The 22,601-nt window shown below is 66.1% G+C and carries 13 protein-coding genes; 6 read left to right on the plus strand and 7 right to left on the minus strand.

Annotated features, from left to right (window positions below; genetic code table 11):
* Positions 1-324: 324 nt before the first annotated feature.
* A complete protein-coding gene (locus OB905_10650; GenBank protein MCU4926439.1) occupies positions 325-3,087 on the plus strand; it encodes a PKD domain-containing protein in 2,763 nt (920 codons plus the stop codon).
* 7 nt (positions 3,088-3,094) lie between these two features.
* On the opposite strand, the gene OB905_10655 is transcribed toward OB905_10650, so the two are convergent.
* The 6 genes from OB905_10655 to OB905_10680 all read right to left on the minus strand — a co-directional run bounded on the left by OB905_10655 (position 3,095) and on the right by OB905_10680 (position 9,649).
* Entirely contained in the window at positions 3,095-3,508 is a 414-nt protein-coding gene (locus tag OB905_10655; protein MCU4926440.1) for a hypothetical protein, read from the minus strand.
* A gap of 102 nt (positions 3,509-3,610) precedes the next feature.
* The gene (locus OB905_10660) at positions 3,611-4,600 is read right to left on the minus strand and encodes an ROK family protein (GenBank protein MCU4926441.1); all 990 of its coding nucleotides are present in this window, start codon (positions 4,598-4,600) and stop codon (positions 3,611-3,613) included.
* Positions 4,601-4,797: 197 nt separating this feature from the next.
* Complete coding sequence (locus OB905_10665) at positions 4,798-5,745, minus strand: NAD-dependent epimerase/dehydratase family protein (protein MCU4926442.1); 948 nt, start codon at positions 5,743-5,745, stop codon at positions 4,798-4,800.
* A gap of 112 nt (positions 5,746-5,857) precedes the next feature.
* Positions 5,858-7,657, minus strand: coding sequence for a glutamine--fructose-6-phosphate transaminase (isomerizing) (gene glmS, locus OB905_10670; protein MCU4926443.1), 1,800 nt, complete (start codon positions 7,655-7,657; stop codon positions 5,858-5,860).
* Entirely contained in the window at positions 7,657-8,832 is a 1,176-nt protein-coding gene (locus OB905_10675) for a sugar phosphate nucleotidyltransferase (protein MCU4926444.1), read from the minus strand. The genes glmS and OB905_10675 overlap by 1 nt, the downstream gene beginning before the upstream one ends.
* A gap of 403 nt (positions 8,833-9,235) precedes the next feature.
* Positions 9,236-9,649, minus strand: coding sequence for a universal stress protein (locus tag OB905_10680; protein ID MCU4926445.1), 414 nt, complete (start codon positions 9,647-9,649; stop codon positions 9,236-9,238).
* A 165-nt stretch (positions 9,650-9,814) separates the two neighbouring features.
* On the opposite strand from OB905_10680, the gene OB905_10685 reads away from it, so the two are divergent.
* The 5 genes from OB905_10685 to OB905_10705 all read left to right on the plus strand — a co-directional run bounded on the left by OB905_10685 (position 9,815) and on the right by OB905_10705 (position 14,248).
* Positions 9,815-10,234, plus strand: a complete 420-nt coding sequence (locus tag OB905_10685) for a universal stress protein (GenBank protein MCU4926446.1) — start codon at positions 9,815-9,817, stop codon at positions 10,232-10,234.
* 163 nt (positions 10,235-10,397) lie between these two features.
* On the plus strand, positions 10,398-11,333 hold the full coding sequence (locus tag OB905_10690; GenBank protein MCU4926447.1) for a hypothetical protein: 936 nt from the start codon (positions 10,398-10,400) through the stop codon (positions 11,331-11,333).
* Between the two features lie 238 nt (positions 11,334-11,571).
* On the plus strand, positions 11,572-12,564 hold the full coding sequence (locus tag OB905_10695; GenBank protein ID MCU4926448.1) for a rhodanese-like domain-containing protein: 993 nt from the start codon (positions 11,572-11,574) through the stop codon (positions 12,562-12,564).
* A 141-nt stretch (positions 12,565-12,705) separates the two neighbouring features.
* Complete coding sequence (locus tag OB905_10700; protein MCU4926449.1) at positions 12,706-13,425, plus strand: hypothetical protein; 720 nt, start codon at positions 12,706-12,708, stop codon at positions 13,423-13,425.
* Positions 13,426-13,849: 424 nt separating this feature from the next.
* Positions 13,850-14,248: a hypothetical protein gene (locus OB905_10705; GenBank protein MCU4926450.1), complete on the plus strand. Its 399-nt coding sequence runs from the start codon at positions 13,850-13,852 to the stop codon at positions 14,246-14,248.
* A 131-nt stretch (positions 14,249-14,379) separates the two neighbouring features.
* On the opposite strand, the gene OB905_10710 is transcribed toward OB905_10705, so the two are convergent.
* Positions 14,380-22,401 (minus strand): PGF-pre-PGF domain-containing protein, encoded by an 8,022-nt coding sequence (locus tag OB905_10710; protein ID MCU4926451.1) that lies wholly within the window; start codon positions 22,399-22,401, stop codon positions 14,380-14,382.
* Positions 22,402-22,601 lie beyond the last annotated feature (200 nt).

The raw sequence follows: 22,601 nt of genomic DNA on the forward strand, positions 1-22,601 counted from the left end.
TGGCGACCGGTGACGCCCACACGGTGGGGCGCTGGAGCCGTCACTCACCTCCTACCGGGTAGGGGTATAGAGTAATTTTAACTATCCTGTAATAAGCTTTCTGTCTGAGTGTCTCGTTTCGTGATGGACGTAGCAGCGGGAGACAGGCCTTCCGTCCCCTGATTAAGAGTTAATTACCGATGGTTGGTTTCCGATTTCAAGGGCTGCAATAAAATTATCTGCGGAATCTTCCGCCGACGCTGTGAGTACGGAACTGCGGACCGTCTCGTCGATCGAACACAGTTCGTCGAAACACATTTCACACGTAACGAACGTACCAGGGGCATGCGTAACCGGGCGTTACTTCTGAGTTTGGTTCTCGTACTCGCCCTCTGTGGCGGTGTGGTGACCGCCGGAGCCGGGCCGAGCGACGGGACGGCCCAGGCCACGTCCGGGCAAGAGCTACACACGGTGTCGGCGCCGGAGACACTCACGGCGTCCAATCCGGGAACACTCACAGCGTCCAATCCGGGAACACTCACAGCGTCCAATCCGGGAACACTCACAGCGTCCGGGCAGGAAGCGCCGACGCTGCTCTCATCGCCGACGACCGCCGACTCGTCGGCGACCAACGCGGATTCGCTCCCCGAGGAGCAGATCGCGGTGAGCTACACGTTCGACGTCGACGGCGAGGATCCACTGACGGGATCGGTCACCGTCGAGATTCCCGACGCGTATCAGGACCGGGATGGCGAGTTCCAAATCGAGACGTTCGGTCTACAAGTGACGTCCACCGAAGGATTCGACGGAGGCGGCAGCACGTACACCTGGGACGGAGAGACCGACGAGGCAGTGCTCTCGTTCGAAACCGACGTGACCAGAGCCATCCACTTCGACGGCTACGACGCCTACCACGCCGAGGACTGGGCGCTGGGGCTGTTCGGAATCGACGCGAGCTACGTCGAGGACGGACAGGCGTACGACGACGCCATCGTCGAATCCACCGCACCCGGCACACCCGAGGCCACCGTGGGAGCGTGGATGACCTTCGTCGGCGCCCACGACACCACGGCGATCGACACCGGCGGGCAGACGGTCACGCTGGTCGTCCCCGAGGGAAGCGAACGCGACGACCACGACGAGCTCGTCGCAGCCATCGAAGATGGCGGACACGATCTCCGCGTCGGCGCGAGATCGGCCGAAGTCGTCGCGATTGCGGCACCGGATCCGATCCGCGAGGGCGGACTGGCGTACTTACACGGCGACTTCTGGACCCACGAGAGTGCGCCGATCCACACCTGGCTCCACGAGTACGTCCACGCCCGCCAGGGGTACCAGACGGCCGAGTCGGCGGCGTGGCTCACCGAGGCCGAGGCGGAGTTCTATCCGAACCTCATGTTCCTCGAGCACGACCACCCGATCGACGTGCCGGGCACCGAATTCGAGGAGTTCCAGCGCGTGCTCGGCTACGACGAGGACGTCGACGATCCGACCAACTACGAGGACGTCACGCTCACGGATCCAGAGACGTGGGAGGGGACGCTGGCCGACTACCGGAAGGGCGCGCTCGTCCTAGCCGCCCTCGACGCCGAGATCCGCGCGGCGACCGACGGCGAGCGAACCTACGCGGACGTCACGCGCGAGTTCAACGCCCACGATGGAGTCGTCGACCACGACGTGTTCGTCGAGACGGTCGAGGCCGTCGCCGGCGAACCGATGGACGCGTTCGTCGACCGATACATTACGGGCGAGGAGATCCCCGACCCACCGACCGATCCGGACGCGTACGGTACCTGGGACGAGTTTGACGTCTCCCTGGCGGCGACGCTGGGTGAGGTAGCGGTCAGTCCCGGCGAGGACGTCACCGTCCCCGTCAGCGTCACGAACGACGGGACCGATCCAGCTGTCGGCGTCGAGGCGACGGCAGACGTTCCCGACGGCTGGAGCGTCGTCGACGCCGACGGCGGGACCGTCTCGGAGGGAACCGTCACCTGGACCGAGGGCGAACTCGCCCCCGGCGACTCGATCGACGGCTCGATCACGCTGCTCGCACCGGCGGACGCAGACGGGATCGACGACCTGGAACTGCAGGTGACCGACGCCGACGAAAACCACGTGCAGACGGGCGTCGAGGGCGACACAGTTACCCCGCCGGAGGCCGCGATCGACGCACCCGCAGTTGCGGTCGCCGGCGAGGAGGTGACGATAGATGCAGGCGAAAACGGAGCCGACGGCGCGATCGAGCGCTACGAGTGGGACCTCACCGGCGACGGCGCGATCGACGAGGAGACGACCGAGCCGACCGTCCCCACCGCGTTCGAAACGCCCGACGAGCGCGAGGTGTCGGTGACTGTCGTCGACGAACACGGCTTCGCCGACACCGCGACCGCCGAGGTGCTGATCACCGACGTGCCGACCGTCTCGATCGACGGGCCGACGACGCCGGTGGCCGACGAACCGGTCGCACTCGAAGCGATCGTCGAGAACGAGATCGGCGCCACAACGGTCACCTGGGAGCTACCCGACGGAAGCGAGGTCGACGGCGACCAACTCGAGCACACGTTCGAACCCGGCACCCACCAGATTTCGGTGACCGTCACCGACGAGCACGGCGCCGAGGCGACCGCGACTCACGAGCTAACCGCGGTCGAGGCACCTGACATCGAGATCGACGCCCCGGAGACCGCGGTCGCCGACGAGCCGATCGCGATCGGGGCGGTCGTCGACGCCGACGGCGTGTACACCGTCGAGTGGCAGCTCCCAGATGGCACGCAAGCGACGGGCGCGACGGTCGACCACACGTTCGACGCCGGCACGCACGTCATCACCGCGGTCGTCACCGACGAGTACGGCGCCGAGGCGTTCTCCGAACACGAGATCACAGTCGAAGCCGACGAGACCACAGACGACGCGGACGCAGACGTCGGTGACGACACTGCCGATTCGAGCGATCAGAGTGAAGACGAGGCTGCAGATGGCGCGGTCAACGAGGAGCCGACCGAGACGGGAGACGACTGGCTGGCGGATGCGACGCCGGGTTATAGCGTCGCGAGCGCGCTCGCGGCGCTCGCCCTCGCTGCGCTGGTGGTCGTTCGAAACCAGGGGTAATCCACACTCAGTCCGTCGGCTCGCCCCACTCGTAGGCGGCGATCACGGTCGGCTCGGCGTCCTCGTCGTCCGTCCAGAGGAGACGGATCTCCTCGCCCGACTCGAACCGGGTCCCGAGTCCACTCGGCTCGACGATGACCTCGTCGCCGACCGTGAGTTCGTCCTGGAGGAGGTTGTCGGATCGGCTGCCAAATCCACTACCGCGATCACCCGTGTACTCCGTGTCGAGAGACGCCGTCGTGAGGTCGATCGTGCTCCCGCCAGCATGTGTGAAGGTGAGAAAGTTGCCGCCATCGCCGCTCCCGCCGCGTCGCGAGACGTCCCACTCGACCTCCGGGGGCGTGTCCCATCCGCCAAGACACCCACTGACGCCGAGAATCGCGCCACCGAGCGCTCCCCGGATTGCCTGTCGCCGGTTCATATCTATCCCTACACAGATCCCTGATAAATACTCACGGGAGAGGACTGGGTGTCACGTCCGCTATCGCTACGCCTGCAGGCAGCCCCCCTTCGTGGCGGCTGCTCAGTCGTCTGTCTCGGCGACCGGCCGGGCGGCTGCCAGCGAGACCTCCTCGGCGGTGCGCTCGCGGGCGACGCCGAGGGCGCCGTAGAGCCCGATATCATCACCCAGCGGCGTCCGGCAGATCGACGGGCGGTCGACGAAACAAAACTCGTCGAGATGGGCCTCGATGCCCGCCAGCACGCGCTCGGCATTGCCCAGAAGAACGCCGCCGCCGAGGGTGATCCGCCCCGGCTCGTAGGCGTTACACAGCGCCCCAATGCCGGCCGCGTTGTACCGATCGATCCGGTCGAGACACGTCTGGGCGAAGCCGTCACCGTCGTCGGCGGCCGCGAAGACGTCGGGGGCCGACAGCGTCCCGTCTTCGATCGCCGCGGCGAGCGTGGTCTCCGGACGCGCGTCGGCGTCCCGAAACCGGTGGGTGACGTACTGGGGAATCCCCCGGCCCGAGCAGCACGCCTCCCAGGCGCCCGTCACGCCCGTACTTGCGAGGCCGGTCTCCATCGCCACGGGCAACAAGCCAAACTCGCCGGCCTGTCCCGACTCACCCCGCAGCAATCGCCCGTCCTCGACGACCCCACCACCGATGCCCGTCCCGAACGTGAGATGGGCGAGCGTCTCGTACTCGTCGCGGGCACCGAAGTGCCACTCGCCAAGCGCTGACGCCGAGCAGTCGTTTGCGACGAAGACGGGGACATCGAACCGGTCGACAAGCGGCCGTCGCAAGTCGAGGGCGTCGAGGACCTCGCCCGTCGGCGTATCGAACTCGCGGACGACCCCCGCGTCCGGATCCACCAATCCGGGGAGGGTGATCGCGACGGCGTCGACGGGCGCCTGCGCCCGCAGCGTGGCGACCGCCTCGCACAGTTGTGTCTGGAGGGCCTGTGGCCGTGTGGGTTCGACGTGCACGTCAGTCAGGAATTCGCCGGCGGGCGTCGCGACTGCCCCTCGGAAATTCGTGCTGCCAATGCCGAACGTGGCAACGGCGTCCATACCGCCATCACCCGAGACAGTCGGTTAGTTAATGCTCCCCAATACGGACCGATCGTGACGAAAGCTCGAGTTGGCCACCACGAGAGTGGACGCCGAGCTGGCTCGCCGGCGGATCGGACCAACGAGACAAACCGCCAGCCGGGACGGAGACTGAGCATCCGAACCGCGCGTAATCCAATCATACAGAGCCACGAGGCTCACTCACTCGAGAGCTGCGTTTCCCGATACCACTCGACTGTCTGTGCGAGGCCGTCTCGTAACGAGACTGTCGGCTCGTACTCGAGGGCGGCGGTCGCCTTCGAGATCTCGCCCCTCGAGTGGTCGATGTCGCCCGTCCGGGCGTCCGTGTGGACGATGTCCGACTCCGTGTCCGTGAGCTCCTGAATGAGTTCGGCCAGTTCGCGAATCGAGATCGCCTCACCGGTGGCGACGTTGTACGCCTCACCCACGGCGTCCGTCGTCGCCGCCCGGAGGTTCGCCTGGACGATATCGTCGATGAAGACGAAATCACGCGTCTGCTCGCCGTCGCCGTGGACGGTGATCGGCTCGCCAGTGAGCGCTTGCTCGATGAAGATGCTGATCACGCCGCTGTAGTCGCCCGGCATCTGCCCGGGACCGTAGACGTTGAAGTATCGCAACGCGACGGTCTCGAGATCGTAGAGGTCGTGAAACTGCCGGGCGTAGTGATCGGTGGCCAGCTTGTCGAGACCGTACGGTGAGGCCGGCTCGGCCGGGGCGGATTCGGGGATGGGAACGTCGTCGGGCTGGCCGTAGATGGCGGCACTCGAGGCGAGCACGACGCGAGCGCCCTCCCGGCGGGCCGCCTGGAGCAGGTCGAGAGTCGCCCGCGCGTTGATCTCGTGGCTCTCGACGGGGGCTTCGATCGATCGGTCGACGCTGACCAGGGCGGCCTCGTGAAAGACGAGGTCGACCCCCGCAATCGCCTCGTCGACGGTTGCCCCGTCGCGAATGTCTCCGTCGATCAGGGTCGCCGCGTCGGGGACGGTCGCGGGGTCGCCGGTCGTCAGTGCGTCGAGGACGAGCACCTCGTTGCGATCACAGAGCCGGTCGACGAGATGCGAGCCGATGAAGCCAGCGCCGCCGGTGACGAGAATGCGCTGATCCGTGGGTTCGAACGCCGTCATACCCAGAGCATCACGGACGAGCCGTATCACTGTGGCGTTGCGTTCCACAGACTGTGGCGATCGGCGACAGGCAGTCGCCACGCCGCTCGCACCATCAGTGCCCGTATGCTGCTTACTGAACGGTAACGCTTTTCGCGAGATGGCGGGGTTTGTCGATCGAGCGGCCGAGCTCGTTGGCGATCCAGTAGGAGACGAGCTGGAGCTGGACGTTCGCGACGACGGCGCTGGCAACGCCCTCGAGTTCGGGGACGGTGAGGACGTGGTCGGCGTAGCGGTCGATATCGGAGCGCCCGTCGGTGACGGCGACGATGGGGACGCCGCGGGCCTCGACTTCCTTGACGTTCCCGATCGTCTTATTGGCCTGCTCGCCGTCGCCGGTGACGAGTGCGAACACCGGCGTCTCGGGGCCGACGAGCGCCAGCGGGCCGTGTTTTAACTCGCCGGCGGCAAAGCCCTCGGCGTGGTTGTACGAGATTTCCTTGAGTTTGAGCGCGCCCTCGAGCGCGACGGGGTAGTGGAGGCCGCGGCCGATGAAGAAGTACGCCTCGGCGTCGGCGTACTCCCTGGCGACCGCTCTGGCGGCCGGATCGTCTAACACCTGCTGGATCCCGTCGGGGATCGAGCGCAGGGACTTGATCAGCTCCCGCGAGCGGTGGTCTGTGAGCTGGGCGGCGACCATCGTGAGGGCGGTCTGCTGGCTCGCGAAGGTCTTGGTCGCGGCGACGCCGATCTCGGGGCCGGCCCGGATGTAACAGACCTCGTCGCACTCGCGGGCGGCCGAGCTGCCGACGACGTTCGTGACGGCCAGCGTGGTCGCCCCCGCCCGGTTGGCCTCCCGGAGCGCCCGCATCGTGTCGGCGGTCTCCCCGCTCTGGGTGACGCCGATGACCAGCGAGTCGTCGGTCAGGGGCGCCGTCTCGGCGCGAAACTCGCTCGCGAGGACGGCGCGAGCAGGCGTCCCCCAGCGATTGAGCAGGGACGCCCCGAACATCGCGGCGTGATAGGAGGTGCCACAGGCGACGAGCGTGACGGGCGGCGCGCCGGCCGCGACGGAGAGTTCGTCGAGTTCGACCCGGCCGGTGAGCTCGTTGAGCCGGCCGCGCAGACACTCCCGGATCGCGGCGGGCTGTTCTTCGATCTCCTTGCGCATGTAGTGGTCGTAGCCGCTCTTGCCGGCGTCTTCGGCGTCCCACTCGATCGTCTCGATCGCGCTCTCGACGACCGCGCCGTCGGCGTCGGTGATCCGGATACGGTCGGCCGACAGCGTCGCGAACTCGCCGTCCTCGAGGTAGATCACCCGATCGGTGTACTCGATAAAGGCGGGGACGTCGCTGGCGAGGAAGTGGCCGCGCTCGCCGAGGCCGAGGACCAGCGGTGACTCGTGGCGGGCCGCGTAGACGGTCTCGGCGTCGGCGAAGACGGCAGCGACCGCGTAACTCCCCTCGAGGCGCTCGATCGCCGCGCGGAAGGCGGCCTCGCGCTCGCGGCCGGCCTCGAGCTCCCGGGCGATGAGGTGGGGGATCACTTCGGTGTCGGTCTCGCTCTCGAAGGCGACGCCGTCGGCGCGCAGCTCCGCCCGCAGGGGCTCGTAGTTCTCGACGATCCCGTTGTGGACGACCGCGACGCGCCCGTCGGCGTCCGTATGCGGGTGGGCGTTCGTATCCGAGGGCGGCCCGTGGGTGCTCCAGCGGGTGTGCCCGATGCCGACGGGTTCGCCGCCGGCCGGGCGCTCGGCGAGGGCGTCTTCGAGCGAGGAGACGTCGCCCGCGCGCTTGTGGACCGCGAGGGCGTCGTCGGCGAGCGCGACGCCGGCGGAGTCGTAGCCCCGATACTCGAGCCCCGACAGGCCGGTCAGCAGCACGTCCAGGGCGTCGGCGTCGTCCTCGCCGACGAAGCCGATGATCCCACACATCAGGCCCGCACCTCCACGCCGTCGTCGATGGGCTCGCGGACGGTCGAGCCGGCGCCCACGCGGGCGTCGGCACCGACGATCGCCCCCGGCGCGAACGTCGAGCCACCCTCGTCGCGGGCCCGGTCGGCAAACAGCGCGCCGAAGGCGACGTCGTGGTGGACCGCGCCGTGCATCCGGACGTCGCTCGGGCCGCCGACGACGGTCGACCCGGGACCGATGCGGGCGTTGCGCCCGGCGACGCAGTCACGGACCGTCGCGCCGTCGGCGATGCGGGTGTCGGCGTCGATGACGGAGTGGCGCACCGTCGCGTTGGCGCCGACGGTCGCGTTCTCGCCCAGACAGACGTTCGGGCCGACGACCGCGCCGGGGCCGACGACGCAGTCGGCGGGGACGACGACGGGATCGACGATGGTCGCCGTCTCGTGAACCGTCGCGTCCGGCGCGATGCGGGGCTCGGTGCCGTCGTCGGCCGCGAGCAGGTCGTCGGCGATCTGGAGGAGATCCCACGGGTAGGTCGCGTCGATCCAGGTGCCCCCCGAGCGGACGCCGCGGACGACCGCCTCGCCCGCGATGAGCTGGGAGAGGGCGTCGATGAGGCTGTGTTCGCCGACCTGGGGGTCGACGGTCCGGATCGCCTCGAAGATCGGCTCCTCGAAGACGTAGACGCCGGCGTTGAGATCGTACGCGCGCTCGTCGTGGGGGTTCTCGACGAGTTCGGTCACCCGATCGTCGGTGGTGAGAATCCCGCCGTACTCACCGACGTCGCGGGCCGGAATCAGTCCCAGCGTGGCCGCGGTGCCGGGCTCGTGGGCGGCGAGGACGTCCCCGACGATCGTGCTGTCGACGATCTGGTCGCCGTTGACGACGAGCGTCGGCCCCGAGACGGCCTCTTCGGCGGCCAACAGCGCGTGGCCACTACCCAGCAGTTTCTCCTGGGTGACATACTGGATGGGAACGTCCCGATAGCTCGGGCCGAAGTACGACTGGACGCGGGTGCGCTGGTAGCCAACGACGACGGTGAGTTCGCGGACGCCAGCCTCGATGAGGGCGTCGAAGACGTGTTCGAGAATCGGCGTGGTGGCGACCGGCAGCATCGGTTTCGGCCGATGTTTCGTCAGCGGGCGGAGCCGTTTCCCCTCCCCCGCCGCGAGTACGATCGCAGAACGGTCGGTCATAGAGAGCGTCGTCGTGGCCACCACGTTATTCTTTTGTTTGTCAACTATTTCCAGGTAGAATCGTGCTGACCGGACGCAGACGGGGAAAGAATCCAGAGAACCCGTGCCCAGGGGCCACACCATCGTCCGGCAGGCCCGCCGCCAGCGACTCGGCGCGTTCTGACCGTCGCGAGTGGTGCCAAATAGACACACGTAGTTCCGCTGGAGCGCAGGTGCCCGCTAACCGGCCCGACGGACTGGCGACCAGTCAGCTCTGTCGAAATCTACCTTTGCGACGCGGACCGGGGAGTGTCCGGTCAGACCGGGCTGAGGACGGATGCAATGGCCGTCTGAGGAAATTCACTGCGTTGTTCACCGTGATTCCGACCACCCGGAGTCACGGCCCCCGCTCTCGGCGCCGGCGTTAGGCGACGACCACCGGCCGTTCGGAGACGTACAGCAGTCGGTACGTCGTGCTCTGCATGATGTGGTTTCGGCGGATGGTGTTCCGTCGCCCCCCGAGGACGATCGTATCGACATCGTGGGTCTCTGCAACCCGGCGGATCTGCGCGGTCGTGTTGAACCGGCGGTCAATGACGGTCACATCGATCTCGTGGTCCTGGAGATACTGGCGCGCCTTCCGCACCGCAGGGACGATATCGACGGAGGCACTGGTCGACCGGATCGATGACGGCACCTCAGCCAACGTGGCCGACTCAAAGACGAACAGAAGGAGCACGTCGAGCGTGTCTGCGGCGTTCGGAAGGTTGGAGATCCACTGGACCTGTCTGAGCGCGCGCTGCTCACTCGTATCGATCGGCACGAGTAGGGTATACATCAGGTTCGACTTTGAGTGGTCCGTAATAACTAGAAAGACGATTGTTAATAATTAAGAATCATCCGGTGGGTTCGAGATGGCTTATAACCAGCCCCACGTCTGTATTGAAGCCCCTCAATACAGCGGGTATACCGTCAGGGAGTGTGGGCCACACGGTTCTGGTAGATGGCATCCCACATTCTCGTCCCGATGGACGACTCCGCTGCCTCGGAGACGGCACTCGAGTATGCGATCGAGACACACCCCGATGCGGCGCTGACGATCCTCCACGTGATCGGCGCGCCGTCGATGAGCGAGCGCACCGGGCTCGCCTTCGAGGAGACGGTCAACGAAGAGCTTGAGGCGCGCGCAGAGGCGATTTTCCAGCGGGCAACAGATATCGCCCAGCGCGCTGGCTTCGACGGCGACCTCGAGACGACGGTCGGCATCGGCTCGCCAGCGCAGTCGATCGTCGAGCACGCAGCCGACGCAGACGCCATCGTCATCGGGAGCCAGGGCGACGATGAGACGGCACAGGTGTTGCTCGGGAGCGTCGCCGAGACCGTCTCCCGGCGGGCCTCGGTGCCGGTGACGATCGTGCGCTGAGACGCGTCTCGACGTACGTGGCCTGGCTCGCCCCCGGCGGCGCCGGACCGGTGTGGCGCCCTGGGTGTCGCGCGCACCGCCAGTAGTCGCTGAGATGTGTCGCGGAATCTGACAACCGGAACAACAGCTTTTGGGCGACGATCACATATCAAATTGTGTGAAAATGGCGGTCAGATCACGAGATGGGAGTCCCGCGGCGGTGTCGACCCGCGTGGTACTCGGCGCTGCCGGCGTCGTACTGGGCGGCGGCTGGCTGGTGTTGGGTCCGGGTCGGCTGCTCATCGCCGCCGTGGGGGCAGTCATGCTGGTCGCCGGTCGCCAGCTGTACACCGGCGCGGTCTCCGTGGTCGGCGTCGCGATCGGCGGGCTCTGGGGGATCGGCGCCGGAGATCCGGTGACGGGCCTCGCAGTCGGCGCTGTCCTCGGGGTCGTGCTGGCGGCGACCACCCGTCTCTCGAGTGCGTATCCGGGGCTGGTGCTCGGCGCTGCGGGTGGGAGTTGGGCGGTCGTCGAACTGGGGCTCTCGGGGTGGCCGGCGCTGCTTGCGGTCGTGTCGGCTGCCGGCCTCGGATGGGCGCTCGTGGCGGTCGTGTTCGGCGTCGCACTGGCCGTCGTGTCGGCGTTTGTCGGGACGCTGTTGGTGTTTCTGGCGTTCCGTCCCGGCTGGGCCGGCGCCGTCGGGGGTGCGGCCGGCGAGCCGGCGCTCTCGGGTGCCACGATCGTGGTGTTCGCACTGGTGATGGGGGTCGGCGTCCTCGCCCAGTACGCGGCGATCGTGCGCCTGGTGGTGCCGTCGTCGCTGGCGGCCTCGCTCGTCGTCCGTGCGCCCTGGAAAGGAGCGACGGCGCCCCACCACGCCACCGTCGAGACGGGCCAGGCCGCTGGTGAGACGCCTCCATCCCACCGGGCGGGCGCCAATGACTCGACCGCCCCCGAGCGGCGCCGACCGGCCGAGTCGGGTGTCGACGCGGCGCGACAGGCGCCCGTCGAGACGGACCACGGGGCCGCCACCGGTCGCGTGTCCGAGGACCGACGCGGGGCGAGCGCGGATGTACGCCCCCGCGCCGGGGAGGCAGACGAGCTGGACGGCCCCCAGTAGGACTTGGTGGGGAGTCGGCGGATGGCGGTCGTCAGGCGCGCCCTGGCGCTGTGGGACGCGGTTGTGAGGTCAGAGGGGTGGCCACAGGTGGCGACGTGGCCGCTGTCGATGAGGGAGCCGTGGACGCCGGCAGGGGCGGGCAGTCGCTTTGGGATTGGGCGTTACTGACCGCCGCGAACCCGGCGTCCTCTCGGTTGAACAGAATAACACCTTTACCAGAGAGACCGCTGCGTTCAGTATGGAGACTGGCCGACGAACCGCCCTCCGCCTCGTCGTCGGCGCGTCGATCGCGAGCACGCTCGCCGGCTGTCTCGGCGGCGACTCCGGTGACGACGGACGAAACGGCTCCGACGACGACTCACGGGACGGGTCGTCTCCCGGCTCGACCGGCGGGTCGAACGAGGCGTTCGACGGTGATGCGCTGGGGGTGGTCGTCGCGGAGAGCGTCGACCACACGTACGCCTGCAACCGCGTGACTGAAGGGGCCCCCTCCGCGCTCGACGCGAGCGCGTCGGCGGCCGACGCGCCGACGATTGCGGAGACGGGGACCGTCTGGGACGTCTCACACGACGGCTATGGGTACGTCGCCTTCGACGCCGAGGCCCGCGGGCACCCCGGTCCGTTCGTCTTCTACGTGACCGAGGGGGCGATCGACGCTGTCTCGGGAGCCGAGACCGATCGCGGGACCGTCGGGGACGACAGCTGCGGGCGACTGCGATCGTACGTCGCCGTCACGCCCGACGACGGACGCATCATCCTCGGAGTCGGGGATGATCCGGACGTCGAGATCGAGCATCCAGACGAGTACCCCGACGGCGTCGACGAGTCGGACGGCGGTGAGACAGGCCACACCGACGAGAACGGCTACGAAACGTACGCTGTTCGAGACGTGGAGGTCCCGCTGGCGCCCGTCGAGGACGTCGCCCACTGGTACGAAGACGACGACGAACTGGTCGTCCTCGACACCCGATCCGCCGTTCCCTACGGAAATCTCCGCATTTCGGGGGCGCAACTGAGTCCCGCTCCCGACGGCCACAGCGCCCACGCGGGGCTCATCGGCGTGCCGTCGGCGACGCGGATCGTCACGTACTGTGTCTGTCCGCACACGCTTGCCGGACACCGGGCGGCGGCGCTCATCGAGGCGGGCTACACCGAGGTGTACGCGCTCAACGAAGGCCTCGAGGAGTGGGTCGATCGCGGCTATCCGATCGCGGGCAGCGAGGTCCCCTAGTCGAACGAAGCGACTAGCGCCTCTTTTTGCGACGGTCGCTGGCGGTGTCGTTCCCTCGGTTTCGGTTGCCGCGTGGCGCGTTCTCAGCGCACAACAACGCAGCAAAGAATCATACCAGTGTCCGGTGACTGTCCGCTACTGATGATTGTGACGCCGACAGAGCCCGTCACGGTGGGCGTGCTCGCGTTCCAAGGGCTCATCCTCGCCGTGTTCTTGGTAGCGCTGTGGCGGCGCAACGGCGCTGCCATCGTCAACGCGGTCGTCGCCTTCGGGATTACGCTGCTTCCCCCGATGGTCGAACGTGGGTCCGCTCTCCTCGTCGGCGACGCGCTCGCGTTCGGCCCCGAACTCACGCTCTGGCTCGCGGTCGCCGGCGGGCTGCACGCGGTCGGTATGCTCGGCCCCTACGATACGGTCTGGTGGTGGGATCACCTCACGCACACGGTGTCGGCCGGGTTCGTTGCCGCGCTCATCTACGCCGGTCTCGTCGGCCTCCGGGAGGCCGGCGTCGTCGGCGTCTCGCTCGACACCATCGGACTGGTGACGATCGGGGCGACGTTCGTCGCCGGCGTCTTCTGGGAGCTGCTCGAGCTCCTCGCGCGCGACCTTGGCGACCGGTACGGCGTCGATCCGGTCCTCGTCTACTACGGACGGCGGGACATGATCCTGGATCTGGTCTTCAACACCGTCGGTGCGGTGCTCGTCGTCGCGGTCAACCTCCAGCTGTTCGTGCCGGCGACGACGGCGGCGCCGCAGGCGACCCAACTCCTCCTGGTCGGCAGCGGGGTGCTCATCGCCGCCGGCTCGCTGGTGCTCGTCCGGCATCTCGCCCGTGGCTCGGGGCGCGGGCACGTCGCGTAAGCGGAGTGTGGGTCGTTCGACGGTCGTGGACTGGTCACTCACACACCCGAGAAGGGTGTCGGCTCTTCCCGTCACCTGGTGGTAGCGGAGGCGAGATAGGTCGGAGCGGGGCTCCGGTCGTGCCGGCTGCTCCCGGTGCCAGAGTCGGTGTGAGAACGGTCGAGGGCTGGGCTCGTGGCTGTGACAGGCGGGAACTGCGTTGAAGCGACGCCGGTGGCCAGGAACACCCCGGCCACGTGTAGCGTCTCGCCGATCTGTTCGGAAAGCCGACACCACCCCATGGAGTGGTGCGGCGTCGTCGATGCCGATCGGGTCCGAGGCAGGTGCGTCCTCGGACGCAGCCGTCTCACCGATTGGGTCGCTCGGATCGCGCGGAGTGCATCAGGGATGTCACGGCTTGGTATGTCCGTGCGTGACCTGCCTGATGCGGTCAGGCGTAGGAGGGGGCTATCAGTCGGGAGATCGGTCGGCGGCGACGCACAAAACCTATGAGACGCTCGTGGCTGGGTCGATGCGAACGGTCGACCGAGAGATGATGCCCGGAACCCACCGTCGCCAGTTGCTCGCGATCACGACCCCGATAGCCTGTGCGCTCGCCGCCGCGATCGGCTGGTACGGGCTGGTGATCGGCCCGTCACCGGCGATCCAACAGGTGGTGGCGGGGACGGTGCCGGCTCTGTTCGGCCTCGATCCCGTCACGGTTGCGGCGCTCGCCCCGGCAGTGGTCGTCAGTGTGGGCGCGACGCTCGCCGTCGTCCTCGAGGTGTGGCTCCAACTTGTCGCGGCGCGGAGTCGGCGACTCGAACTCGAGCCCGCCAGGTGAGCGAGCCAAGCGGCGCGGGGTACAGCGCATCCTGGGCGACGTGGTCAGGTCTAAGTGAGGCCATAGTGTGGGCAGGCTCGAGGGAGGACACAGTGTTGTAAGAGATCCCGATGACAGCGGGCGTCAGCAGATCACCCAGCTGCTTCTGCGATCCGTCGTCGGTACCACATCACGGACCCTCCGGTCAGTCCGGCGGCGGCGAGCGCCGCGAGCGGGAGCCACCAACTGTCAGCTACCGTCGGGTCGTCGTCCGACTGGGGCGGTTCGACGGTCAGCGTCTGTGTGTCTTCACCGTCGATCGCCAGCTCGTACGCACCAGGCTCGTCGGGCTCGAACGCGAACGAAATCTCCTCGCTCGCACTTCCGTCGAGTATCACCGCCTGCGTCTCGACGACCTCGCCATCGACGACTAGGTCGACCGAGCGCTCGGCCGTATACTGTCCCCGGTTCGTGACTGTCGCCGTCACCGTCGCCGTCTCGCCGGCCGAAATTGTCGCTGCTTCGAGGGTGGTGTCAGCGACCGTCGTCGACGGGACGCCGGTGCCAAGCGAGAACACTGAGAGGCCATCGGCCATCGCCTCGAAGGTAGCGTCCGTCTCAGTGTCTGCGACGTGGTCGGTCGACAGCGGTTCCCAGCCGTCCTCGCCCTGTCGGTAGAGCGTGAGCTCCTCGGAGTCGACACCGAGCTCCGCGAGGTACGCACGGTCGACACTGAACGCCAGGGTGACGTTCGAGGCTTCGCCCGGGTCGACGTTGTACTCGAGGTGGACGTAGCCACCCGACAGCGTTCCCGTCTCCGTCTCGAACGTTTCGGCGGCTGGGGCGAGCAGCGCCTCGGTCTCCGGGGTCGTCTCGGTCGATCCACCCGGCGTGAGATCGTCCGTGTACGACGAGACGTTGACCCAGAGCTCACGCTGGGACGCCAAATCCAGATCCATCGAGAGACCGGTGACCGTCATCGACTCCGTCCCCGAAAGGGCAACGGTACTTTCCGTGGTCGTCTCGTTGAGCGAAATCGTCGAGCTGGGGCTACTAATCCAGGTGTAGCCGTCTTCGACGTGGACCGGTTCGACATCGATCACAGCCGTCGCCGTCTCGTCGCCGTACTCGGCGGTCACCGTCGCGGTGCCCGCCCCGTATGCGTCGACCGTCCCGGTCGGGCTGACGGTGGCGACGCCAGCATCGTCCGTCGAGAAGGTGGTACGGGCCGTCACGTCCGCGACGGTCCCATTATGATACGTCGCAGTCACCGTAACCGTCGTGGACTCGACCGTCGTCAGTTCGGCCACGCCGAACTCGGCGGCCAACTCGACTACGGGCGAGGGCTCGACGGTTACCGCGGCGGTCGTCGAGATCGCGTCGTCACTCGTCAGTTCGGTTCCGACGGTGTACGTGCCAGGGGTGTGGCTCTCGAAGGGCACCGATGCGACGCCTGTAATGTTCGTTTCGACCGGCTCTTCGATTGCGGTGCCATCGAGACCGTCGGCGTCAGCAACGGTGACCGACGCGCCCGGAACCGGATTATCGAACGCGTCAAACGCCGTGATCGCGATCGAATCGGCTACGCCGGCCTCTGCGGTGACGGAGTCGGCGACGAGGGTGGCCGCCTCGGCGGGCTCGACCGTAATCTCGACCGCGTTCGATTCGACGCTATCGAGTTCGGCGGTCACCGTGTAACTGCCGACGGTCGTCTGGTCGAACGCCCCCTCCGCGCTCACGTTCGTCCAGTCGAACGCTGCATCGGCGGTTTCGTTTTCGTTGCCGAACACGTCGTACGCGGTGGCGTCGAACATAACCGTCTCGCCGGCGGTGATCGTCCGGTCGCTCGCGGGAGAGATCTCGACCGCGATGACGGTGGCTGGCTGGACGGTTACCGTCGTCGTGTCAGCTTCGACGCCAGCCAGTTCAGCCGTTACCCCGTAGGCTCCGGCAGTCGTGTTTTCGAAGGTGCCGTTCGCTGTGGTGTTCGTCCAGGTAAATTCGGTATCGGCGGTTTCGTTTTGGTTGCCGAACGCGTCGTAGGCCGTGGCGTTGAGTTCGAGTTGCTCGCCGGCGGTGAGTACCTGGTCGCTTTCGGGATCGAGTTCGACGGTCTCGACTGCGGCCGGCTCGACCTCGATCGTGATCGGATCGGATTCGACGCCGGCCAGCTCGGCGGTCACCTCGTGAGTGCCGGCAATCGTGTTCACGAAGGTGCCGCTCGCTGTGGTGCTCGCCCAGGTGAAGGCAGTGTCGGCAGTCTCGTTCTTGTTGCCGAACTCGTCGTAGGCCGTCGCGTTGAATTCGACCGTCTCACCCGCGGTGATCGTCCGGTCGCTCGCGGGATCGATTTCCACCGTGTCGACGGGTGCTGGCTCGACCGTTATCGACACGGTGTCCGACGTGACGTTCTCGAATGTCGCGGTCACATCGTAACTGCCGGCGACCGTGTGCTCGAACGTCCCGTCTGTGGTCGTATTCTCCCACGTGAACGCCGTGTTGGCCGCCTCGTTCTCGTTACCGAACGCGTCGAGAGCGGCCGCATCGAATTCGACCGTCTCGCCGGCCGTGATCGTCTGGTTGTTCGTGGGATCGATTTCGACGCGCTCGACCGCGGCCGGCTCGACGGTGAACGCATCGGTCAGTGCCGTCTCAGCTGCGGCGACGCCCTCGTCGGCAGCATCGATGCTGAACGCGAGACGGTACTCGTCGGCGGTTTCGATCACCAGCTCGTCGAACGTGGCGAGCCCATCACTGGCAGTTTCGACCGTCGTCTCGGGCGAGACGATGGCACCGGTACCGTCGACCGCGTCGACGGTCATATCGACGCCTTCGACGGGGTTGTCGAACTCGTCGGTGACGATCGCTTCAGGCGGTCCGGTGATGGGGCCGCCCGCAGACTGCGTGCTGTCTGGTTGCGTTTCGACTGCGATGGCGTCAGCGTCGGCCGATTCGACGTCGAACGAGTCGGTCTGTGTCTCGTCGGCGTTCGCAACGTTCGCGTCACTGTCATCGATCGAGAACGCGAGTCGGTAGTCGTCCACGACGTCGATTTCGAGATCGTCGAAGGTGGCGAGACCGGCTGCGTCGGTCTCGACAGCCGTCTCGCCTACAGTGATCGAGCCAGCGCCCTCGATGGCGTCGACGGAGACGGTGACGTCCTCGACGGGGTTGTCGAACTCGTCGGTAACGGAGGCGCGTGGCGGTCCAGTGATCGCCTCACCGGCAGTCTGCGTCCCGTCAGGCTGTGTTTCGACGGCGACCGAACTGGCAGCAACCGATTCGACGGTGAAGCTGTCGGTCAGTGCCGTCGCATCACTCCCGACGTTCGCGTCACCGTCATCGATCGAGAACGCGAGTCGGTAGTCGTCAGCAGTCTCGATTTCGAGGTCGTCAAAGGTGGCGATGCCCGAACTGTTGGTCGAAGCCATCATCTCACCTGCAGTGATCGAGCCAGCGCCGTCGATGGCGGCGACGGAGACGGTGACGTCCGCGACGGGGTTGGCAAACTCGTCGGTGACGGTGACCGTTGGTGGTCCAACGAGGTTCTCACCGGCCGCGGCCTCGGTTGGTTGGGTGTCGATGGCAACGTCGATCGCGTCGTCCGGAAGGACCAGGAACGGGATGGTCTGAGCGGTATCGGACTCGTCGACGGAGTCGTCTGCAGCGTCGATGCTGTACTCGAACCGGTACGCATCAGCCTCCTCAATCGTGATTCCGCTGAGCATGGCGAATCCCTCGAAGGTAGTCTCTGTCGTCGTGTCTCCGCTCGTAATCGAACCCGACCCCTCAATCGCCTCGACTGTGATAGTGACTCCTTCGACGGGGTTGTCGAACGCATCAGTCACTTGTGCGAGGAGAGACGAGGGCAGTTCCTCGCCAGCAACCGTGTCAGAAGGAGCGGAGCTCTCCGACACCGAGACGGCGTTCCCTGCTTCCACCGTGAACTCCTCGCTCGTGGCGCTCACACTCGAGTTGGCCGCCACCTCGAACGTGAGGGTGTACGCCTCCGCCTGTTCAATGTGCAGGTCGTCGAAGGCGACGAAGCCACTCGAGTCCGTCTCGAGGGTGGTGGTTCCGCCCAGGTCGCCTGATCCGCTGGCCGTGACGGTCACGTTCTCCTCACTGATGGCGTTTCCGAACGCGTCGGTGAGGTTCGCCGTCGGTGGTCCCTCGATGGATTCACCGGCGGTAGTCGTCTCCGGTTGGGTTTCCACGGTCAGGAGATCTGGATCGGCGGCGGTGACGGTGCCGTTGATGCTGTCACCCTCCGTGATCTGGTTTCCGTCGACCGTCAGCATGTGATTGTCGTCGGCGGTCGTCACACCCTCGAAGCTCAGTACCGTGGTGCCATCGTCGCGGATATCAGTATGAACGTTGTGGACCTCTCCATCGTACTCTGAGGTACCGTTCAACTGAGTGGTCTCCGTCCAGAGGTTCCCATACTCGTCGGTTACTTTGACGTCCAGCGAAAGGAATTCGCCAGCGGTCACCGAGTACGTCTCGTCGAGGAGCGTCACGTTGTGCGCTCCGGTCGCTTCCGTCTCGATATCGACGCTATCGCCACTCACGCCATCCGCATCGACCGTCAGCGTGTGGGTTCCGCTCGCTGTCACGGTTTCTTCAGGGATGTCGAGGTCCGCATAGCCGCTTTCGTTCAACGGCAGCGAACCCCCCTCGAACACCTCGCCATCGAGATCTGATGTCACTATCAGGTTCTCGAGTTCTTTGTCCGAACCCAGATTGCCAAGCACATCCGTGGCGTTGATCGTCAGCGTGAACCCATCACCTGCCGTGATCTCTTCGGGTGCCGAGGTAATGTGCAGAGAGTCGAGTGGGGCTGGCACGACCGTGAAGTCGTTCGAGGTGGCGTTGATAGCTGGATCGTCTTCGACTGCAATCGTCAGGTTGTACTCGCCCGTGGTGTTGATCTGGTTCTCAGAGAAGTGCACAGTGCCAGCGAGCCCAGTCTCACGAGTCTTCGGGTCCGAAAGCTCGCCGGGTCCGTTCGCAGTTCCCGTCACATTGACGCCAAGAACGGGATTTCCGTATGTGTCGGTGACTTCGACAACCGGGTTACTGAGATCCTCGCCTGCAGTCTGGTCAGAGAGGAGAGTACTGGTGAACTCAATCGAGGCAGGATCGGCGGCATCCACCTGAATAGCCGTACTGTCGGGAGAGACGCCATCCGCATCGACCGTCAGCGTGTGAGCGCTGTCGGCCGTTGTAATCTCGTCGGTGCCCCAAAAGACCGGCATTTGTCCATTCGAATCCACCTCACGGGAACTTTCGTTACTCACCGCTCCATCGTGTTCGGAGGTGAGCGTGACGGTCTCGAGGGTCTGGTTGACTGCCGGATTACCGAACTGATCGGTCACTTCCACAGTAACAGAGCTGGCAGCGCCAGCCGAAATCGTAACTGGATCGTTCACAATCTCGAGTGCGTCCGCGGCTGCGGCACCCACGTCGATGTCTGTACTGTCTCCATCGGCGTTACTCGCATCGAGGGTCAGCGTGTGGCTCTCGTCTGCGTTGGTGAGCGCCACGTCGACTGTTGCTCCGCCGTATTCGTCGAGATCGAGTGTGGACGCAGAGACGAGCGTTCCGTCTTCGGTGTGTTCGGAGGTGAGCGCCACGTCTTCAGCAGTCACGTTGGCCGCCACGTTACCCAGCACGTCAGTGCCGTTGATGGTGATGGTGAACTCCTCACCCGCAGTGGCCGAATCCGGCACGTCCGTAATCTCGAGTGAGTCGAGGTCGCTCGCGCCGACGGTGAACGTCTGACTGTCGACACTCGCCGATTCGCCGACGTTGATCGCGGCGCTGTCGATGCTGAACTCCAGTCGATAGTCACCAGTCTCGTTGATCGCCAGATTGCTGAACGTAGCGATTCCGTCACTGTCCGTCTGCGAGGTCGTCGTACTCGCGTCCGTGAGCGATCCCGGCCCGTCGATGACTTCGACCTCCACGGTGGCGACTCCGACCGGATTGCCGAACTGATCGGTCACCTTCGCCGATGGGGAACTGCCGCCGTCGCCCGTGATCGTCTCACCGGCGGTTTGTTCAGTGTCGGGTTCGATTTCCACCGCTACCGACTCGGCGTCGTCCGGCGTCACCGTCAGCGTCGCCGTCGTGGCCGTCTCGTCTTCGTACTCTGCCTCGAAGTGAACCGTTCCGACACCCGTTGTCGTCACCGTGCCATCGGAGGCAATCTCTGCCACACTCGAGTCACTCGAGGTGAGCGAACTGAGATCGGTGACGGTTGCGGTGGTGTTGTCGTCGTAGGTCGCGGTGACCGTCACGTTCGTCGTCTCGCCCTGTGTGAGTTCGGTCTCCTCGAGCGAGACCGAGAGCGAGGAGACACCCACCAGTCCTGCTGGGGGGTCCTGGGCGGCGGAGTGCAGGTAGGGGTAGGAGATCTCTGCACCCGTCTCGACCGCCCAAGTGTCCGAGAAATCGAGTCCGTCCATGTGATCCGTGGCCGCCCCACCGCGCATCTCGGCAGTGGTCAGGCCGGTGCCACCCGCCGAGTCGTGTTGCGTCGTGGTTTCAGTGTCCCAGTAAGCGTCTTCGACCGTGGCACCCTCCTCGTTCGTGCCGACTAAGCCGCCGACGGTGGTGTCACCGGAGACGTTCCCGGCCGCGTACGACTGGGTGATACTCGCGTCCTCGCCGGTGTTGTGGCCCACAAGCCCGCCGACGTTCGATGAGCCAGTGACATTCCCGACAGCGTAGGTATTCGTCACGAGGTCGTCTTCGTTCTTCCCGATGAGGCCGCCGACGTTCTCCTCGCCCGTGACGTCCACGTCAGCGTAGGACTGTTCCACCGTGCAGCAGGGGGACTCTCTATGGTTGGAGCCAATCAGCCCGCCGACGTTTTTCGCGTCTTCAGCGACCACCGTGCCAGTGGCACTCGAGCCGACGACGGTCAAATCAGCACCCCTCCCAAGGAGTCCACCAACGTTCTCACCGCTCCCGTCGCCGGTGATGGTACCGGTGACGGATGAGTCCGTGATGGTGCTGCTGACGTGTTCCCCGACGAGGCCACCCACGTCGTCGGAGCCGGTGATCTCGCCGGTGACGTGGCTTCCGGTGATGTCGCCGCCCTGAGTGTTCCACCCGACAAGGCCGCCCACTCTGTTATCGCCGGTGATCTCGCCGGTGACAGACGACTCCGAGATTTCCCCGCCGGAGTTGTGCCCGACGAGGCCACCCACCCTGCTGTTGCCGGTGACGTTCCCGTTGACAGCGGAATCGATGATGTCGCCGTTAGAGTTGCTTCCGATGAGACCACCCACCCCGTCGTTGCCGGTGCTATTCCCGCTGGCAGCGACATTCGTGAGTTCGCCCTCCTGGGTATTCCACCCGACGAGCCCCCCCACGGTCGAGCCATCGCTGGAGACATCGCCTGTGGCGGACGACTCCTCGATGGTGCCCCCAACGTTCCACCCGACGAGCCCCCCCACCCTGCTGGAGTCGCCGGTGACGTCGCCGGTGGCAGACGACTCCGAGATGGCACCGTCGTCGTTCTCCCCGATGAGCCCGCCCAGTCGACCCTCACCCTCGACGTCGACGGTGGCGGACGAGGCCGAGATATCGCCGGAGCTGAACCCAACGAGGCCGCCTACCCTGCGAGAGTCGCCGGTGACCTCCCCACTTGCGGACACATCCGTGATGTCGCCCTCGTTGAATCCAACGAGGCCTCCTACACCGTCGTCGACGCCACCCGCACCGGTTACGTTGGCATCGACCAACGTGAGATCCCGAATCTCGGCGTCCTCGGTTGTGGTGGCAAACAGCCCGACGCGGTCCTCGTCGCTGCGATTGATGTACAGGTCCGCGATGGTGTTGTTCGCGCCGTCGAACGTACCCGCGAAGTCGCCGATCGGCTCGAAGCCATCGCCATCGTTCCACTCTTCGGTCGCACTCGCGTCGATGTCCCCGGTCAACACGTAGTTCTCGTCCAACCCGTGGTCCTCGAGACACTGCAACTGACTCACGGTCGAAATCTCGTAGTAGCCGGAACTGTTCGGCTGGTACTCGACTTCGCTACAGACGGGCGCACTGTCGGCTGCCCCAACCGTCCCGGCGAACCCGACGCCCACGACGATCCCAACACCGAGGAGCGCCACGGCCGTAACGATCAACAACGCCCGGCGAATCACGCCACCCACCCACTGTCTCGGGCGGTCAGCAACTCGTCGATCCGGAAGGGTGCTGTGGCTCGGTAGGAGTTCGCGGTCAAGGGTGGGTCCGTGGGAAGCGTGGGTAGGTGTTGCATAGGTCCTCAGAGCACGAATCGAGAGCCGACACCTGGTAGGGCGTGCTGGCAACGAGACCAAACCCGATTCGTACGACTATCTTCTCTCATCTA

Source organism: Halobacteria archaeon AArc-dxtr1 (assembly GCA_025517425.1).
Taxonomy (GTDB): domain Archaea; phylum Halobacteriota; class Halobacteria; order Halobacteriales; family Natrialbaceae; genus Halostagnicola.

Coding starts and splice junctions, on each gene's coding strand:
- OB905_10650 (MCU4926439.1), top strand. CDS start 325: ATGCGTAACCGGGCGTTACTTCTGAGTTTGGTTCTCGTACTCGCCCTC.
- OB905_10655 (MCU4926440.1), bottom strand. CDS start 3,508: ATGAACCGGCGACAGGCAATCCGGGGAGCGCTCGGTGGCGCGATTCTC.
- OB905_10660 (MCU4926441.1), bottom strand. CDS start 4,600: ATGGACGCCGTTGCCACGTTCGGCATTGGCAGCACGAATTTCCGAGGG.
- OB905_10665 (MCU4926442.1), bottom strand. CDS start 5,745: ATGACGGCGTTCGAACCCACGGATCAGCGCATTCTCGTCACCGGCGGC.
- glmS (MCU4926443.1), bottom strand. CDS start 7,657: ATGTGTGGGATCATCGGCTTCGTCGGCGAGGACGACGCCGACGCCCTG.
- OB905_10675 (MCU4926444.1), bottom strand. CDS start 8,832: ATGACCGACCGTTCTGCGATCGTACTCGCGGCGGGGGAGGGGAAACGG.
- OB905_10680 (MCU4926445.1), bottom strand. CDS start 9,649: ATGTATACCCTACTCGTGCCGATCGATACGAGTGAGCAGCGCGCGCTC.
- OB905_10685 (MCU4926446.1), top strand. CDS start 9,815: ATGGCATCCCACATTCTCGTCCCGATGGACGACTCCGCTGCCTCGGAG.
- OB905_10690 (MCU4926447.1), top strand. CDS start 10,398: ATGGCGGTCAGATCACGAGATGGGAGTCCCGCGGCGGTGTCGACCCGC.
- OB905_10695 (MCU4926448.1), top strand. CDS start 11,572: ATGGAGACTGGCCGACGAACCGCCCTCCGCCTCGTCGTCGGCGCGTCG.
- OB905_10700 (MCU4926449.1), top strand. CDS start 12,706: ATGATTGTGACGCCGACAGAGCCCGTCACGGTGGGCGTGCTCGCGTTC.
- OB905_10705 (MCU4926450.1), top strand. CDS start 13,850: ATGCGGTCAGGCGTAGGAGGGGGCTATCAGTCGGGAGATCGGTCGGCG.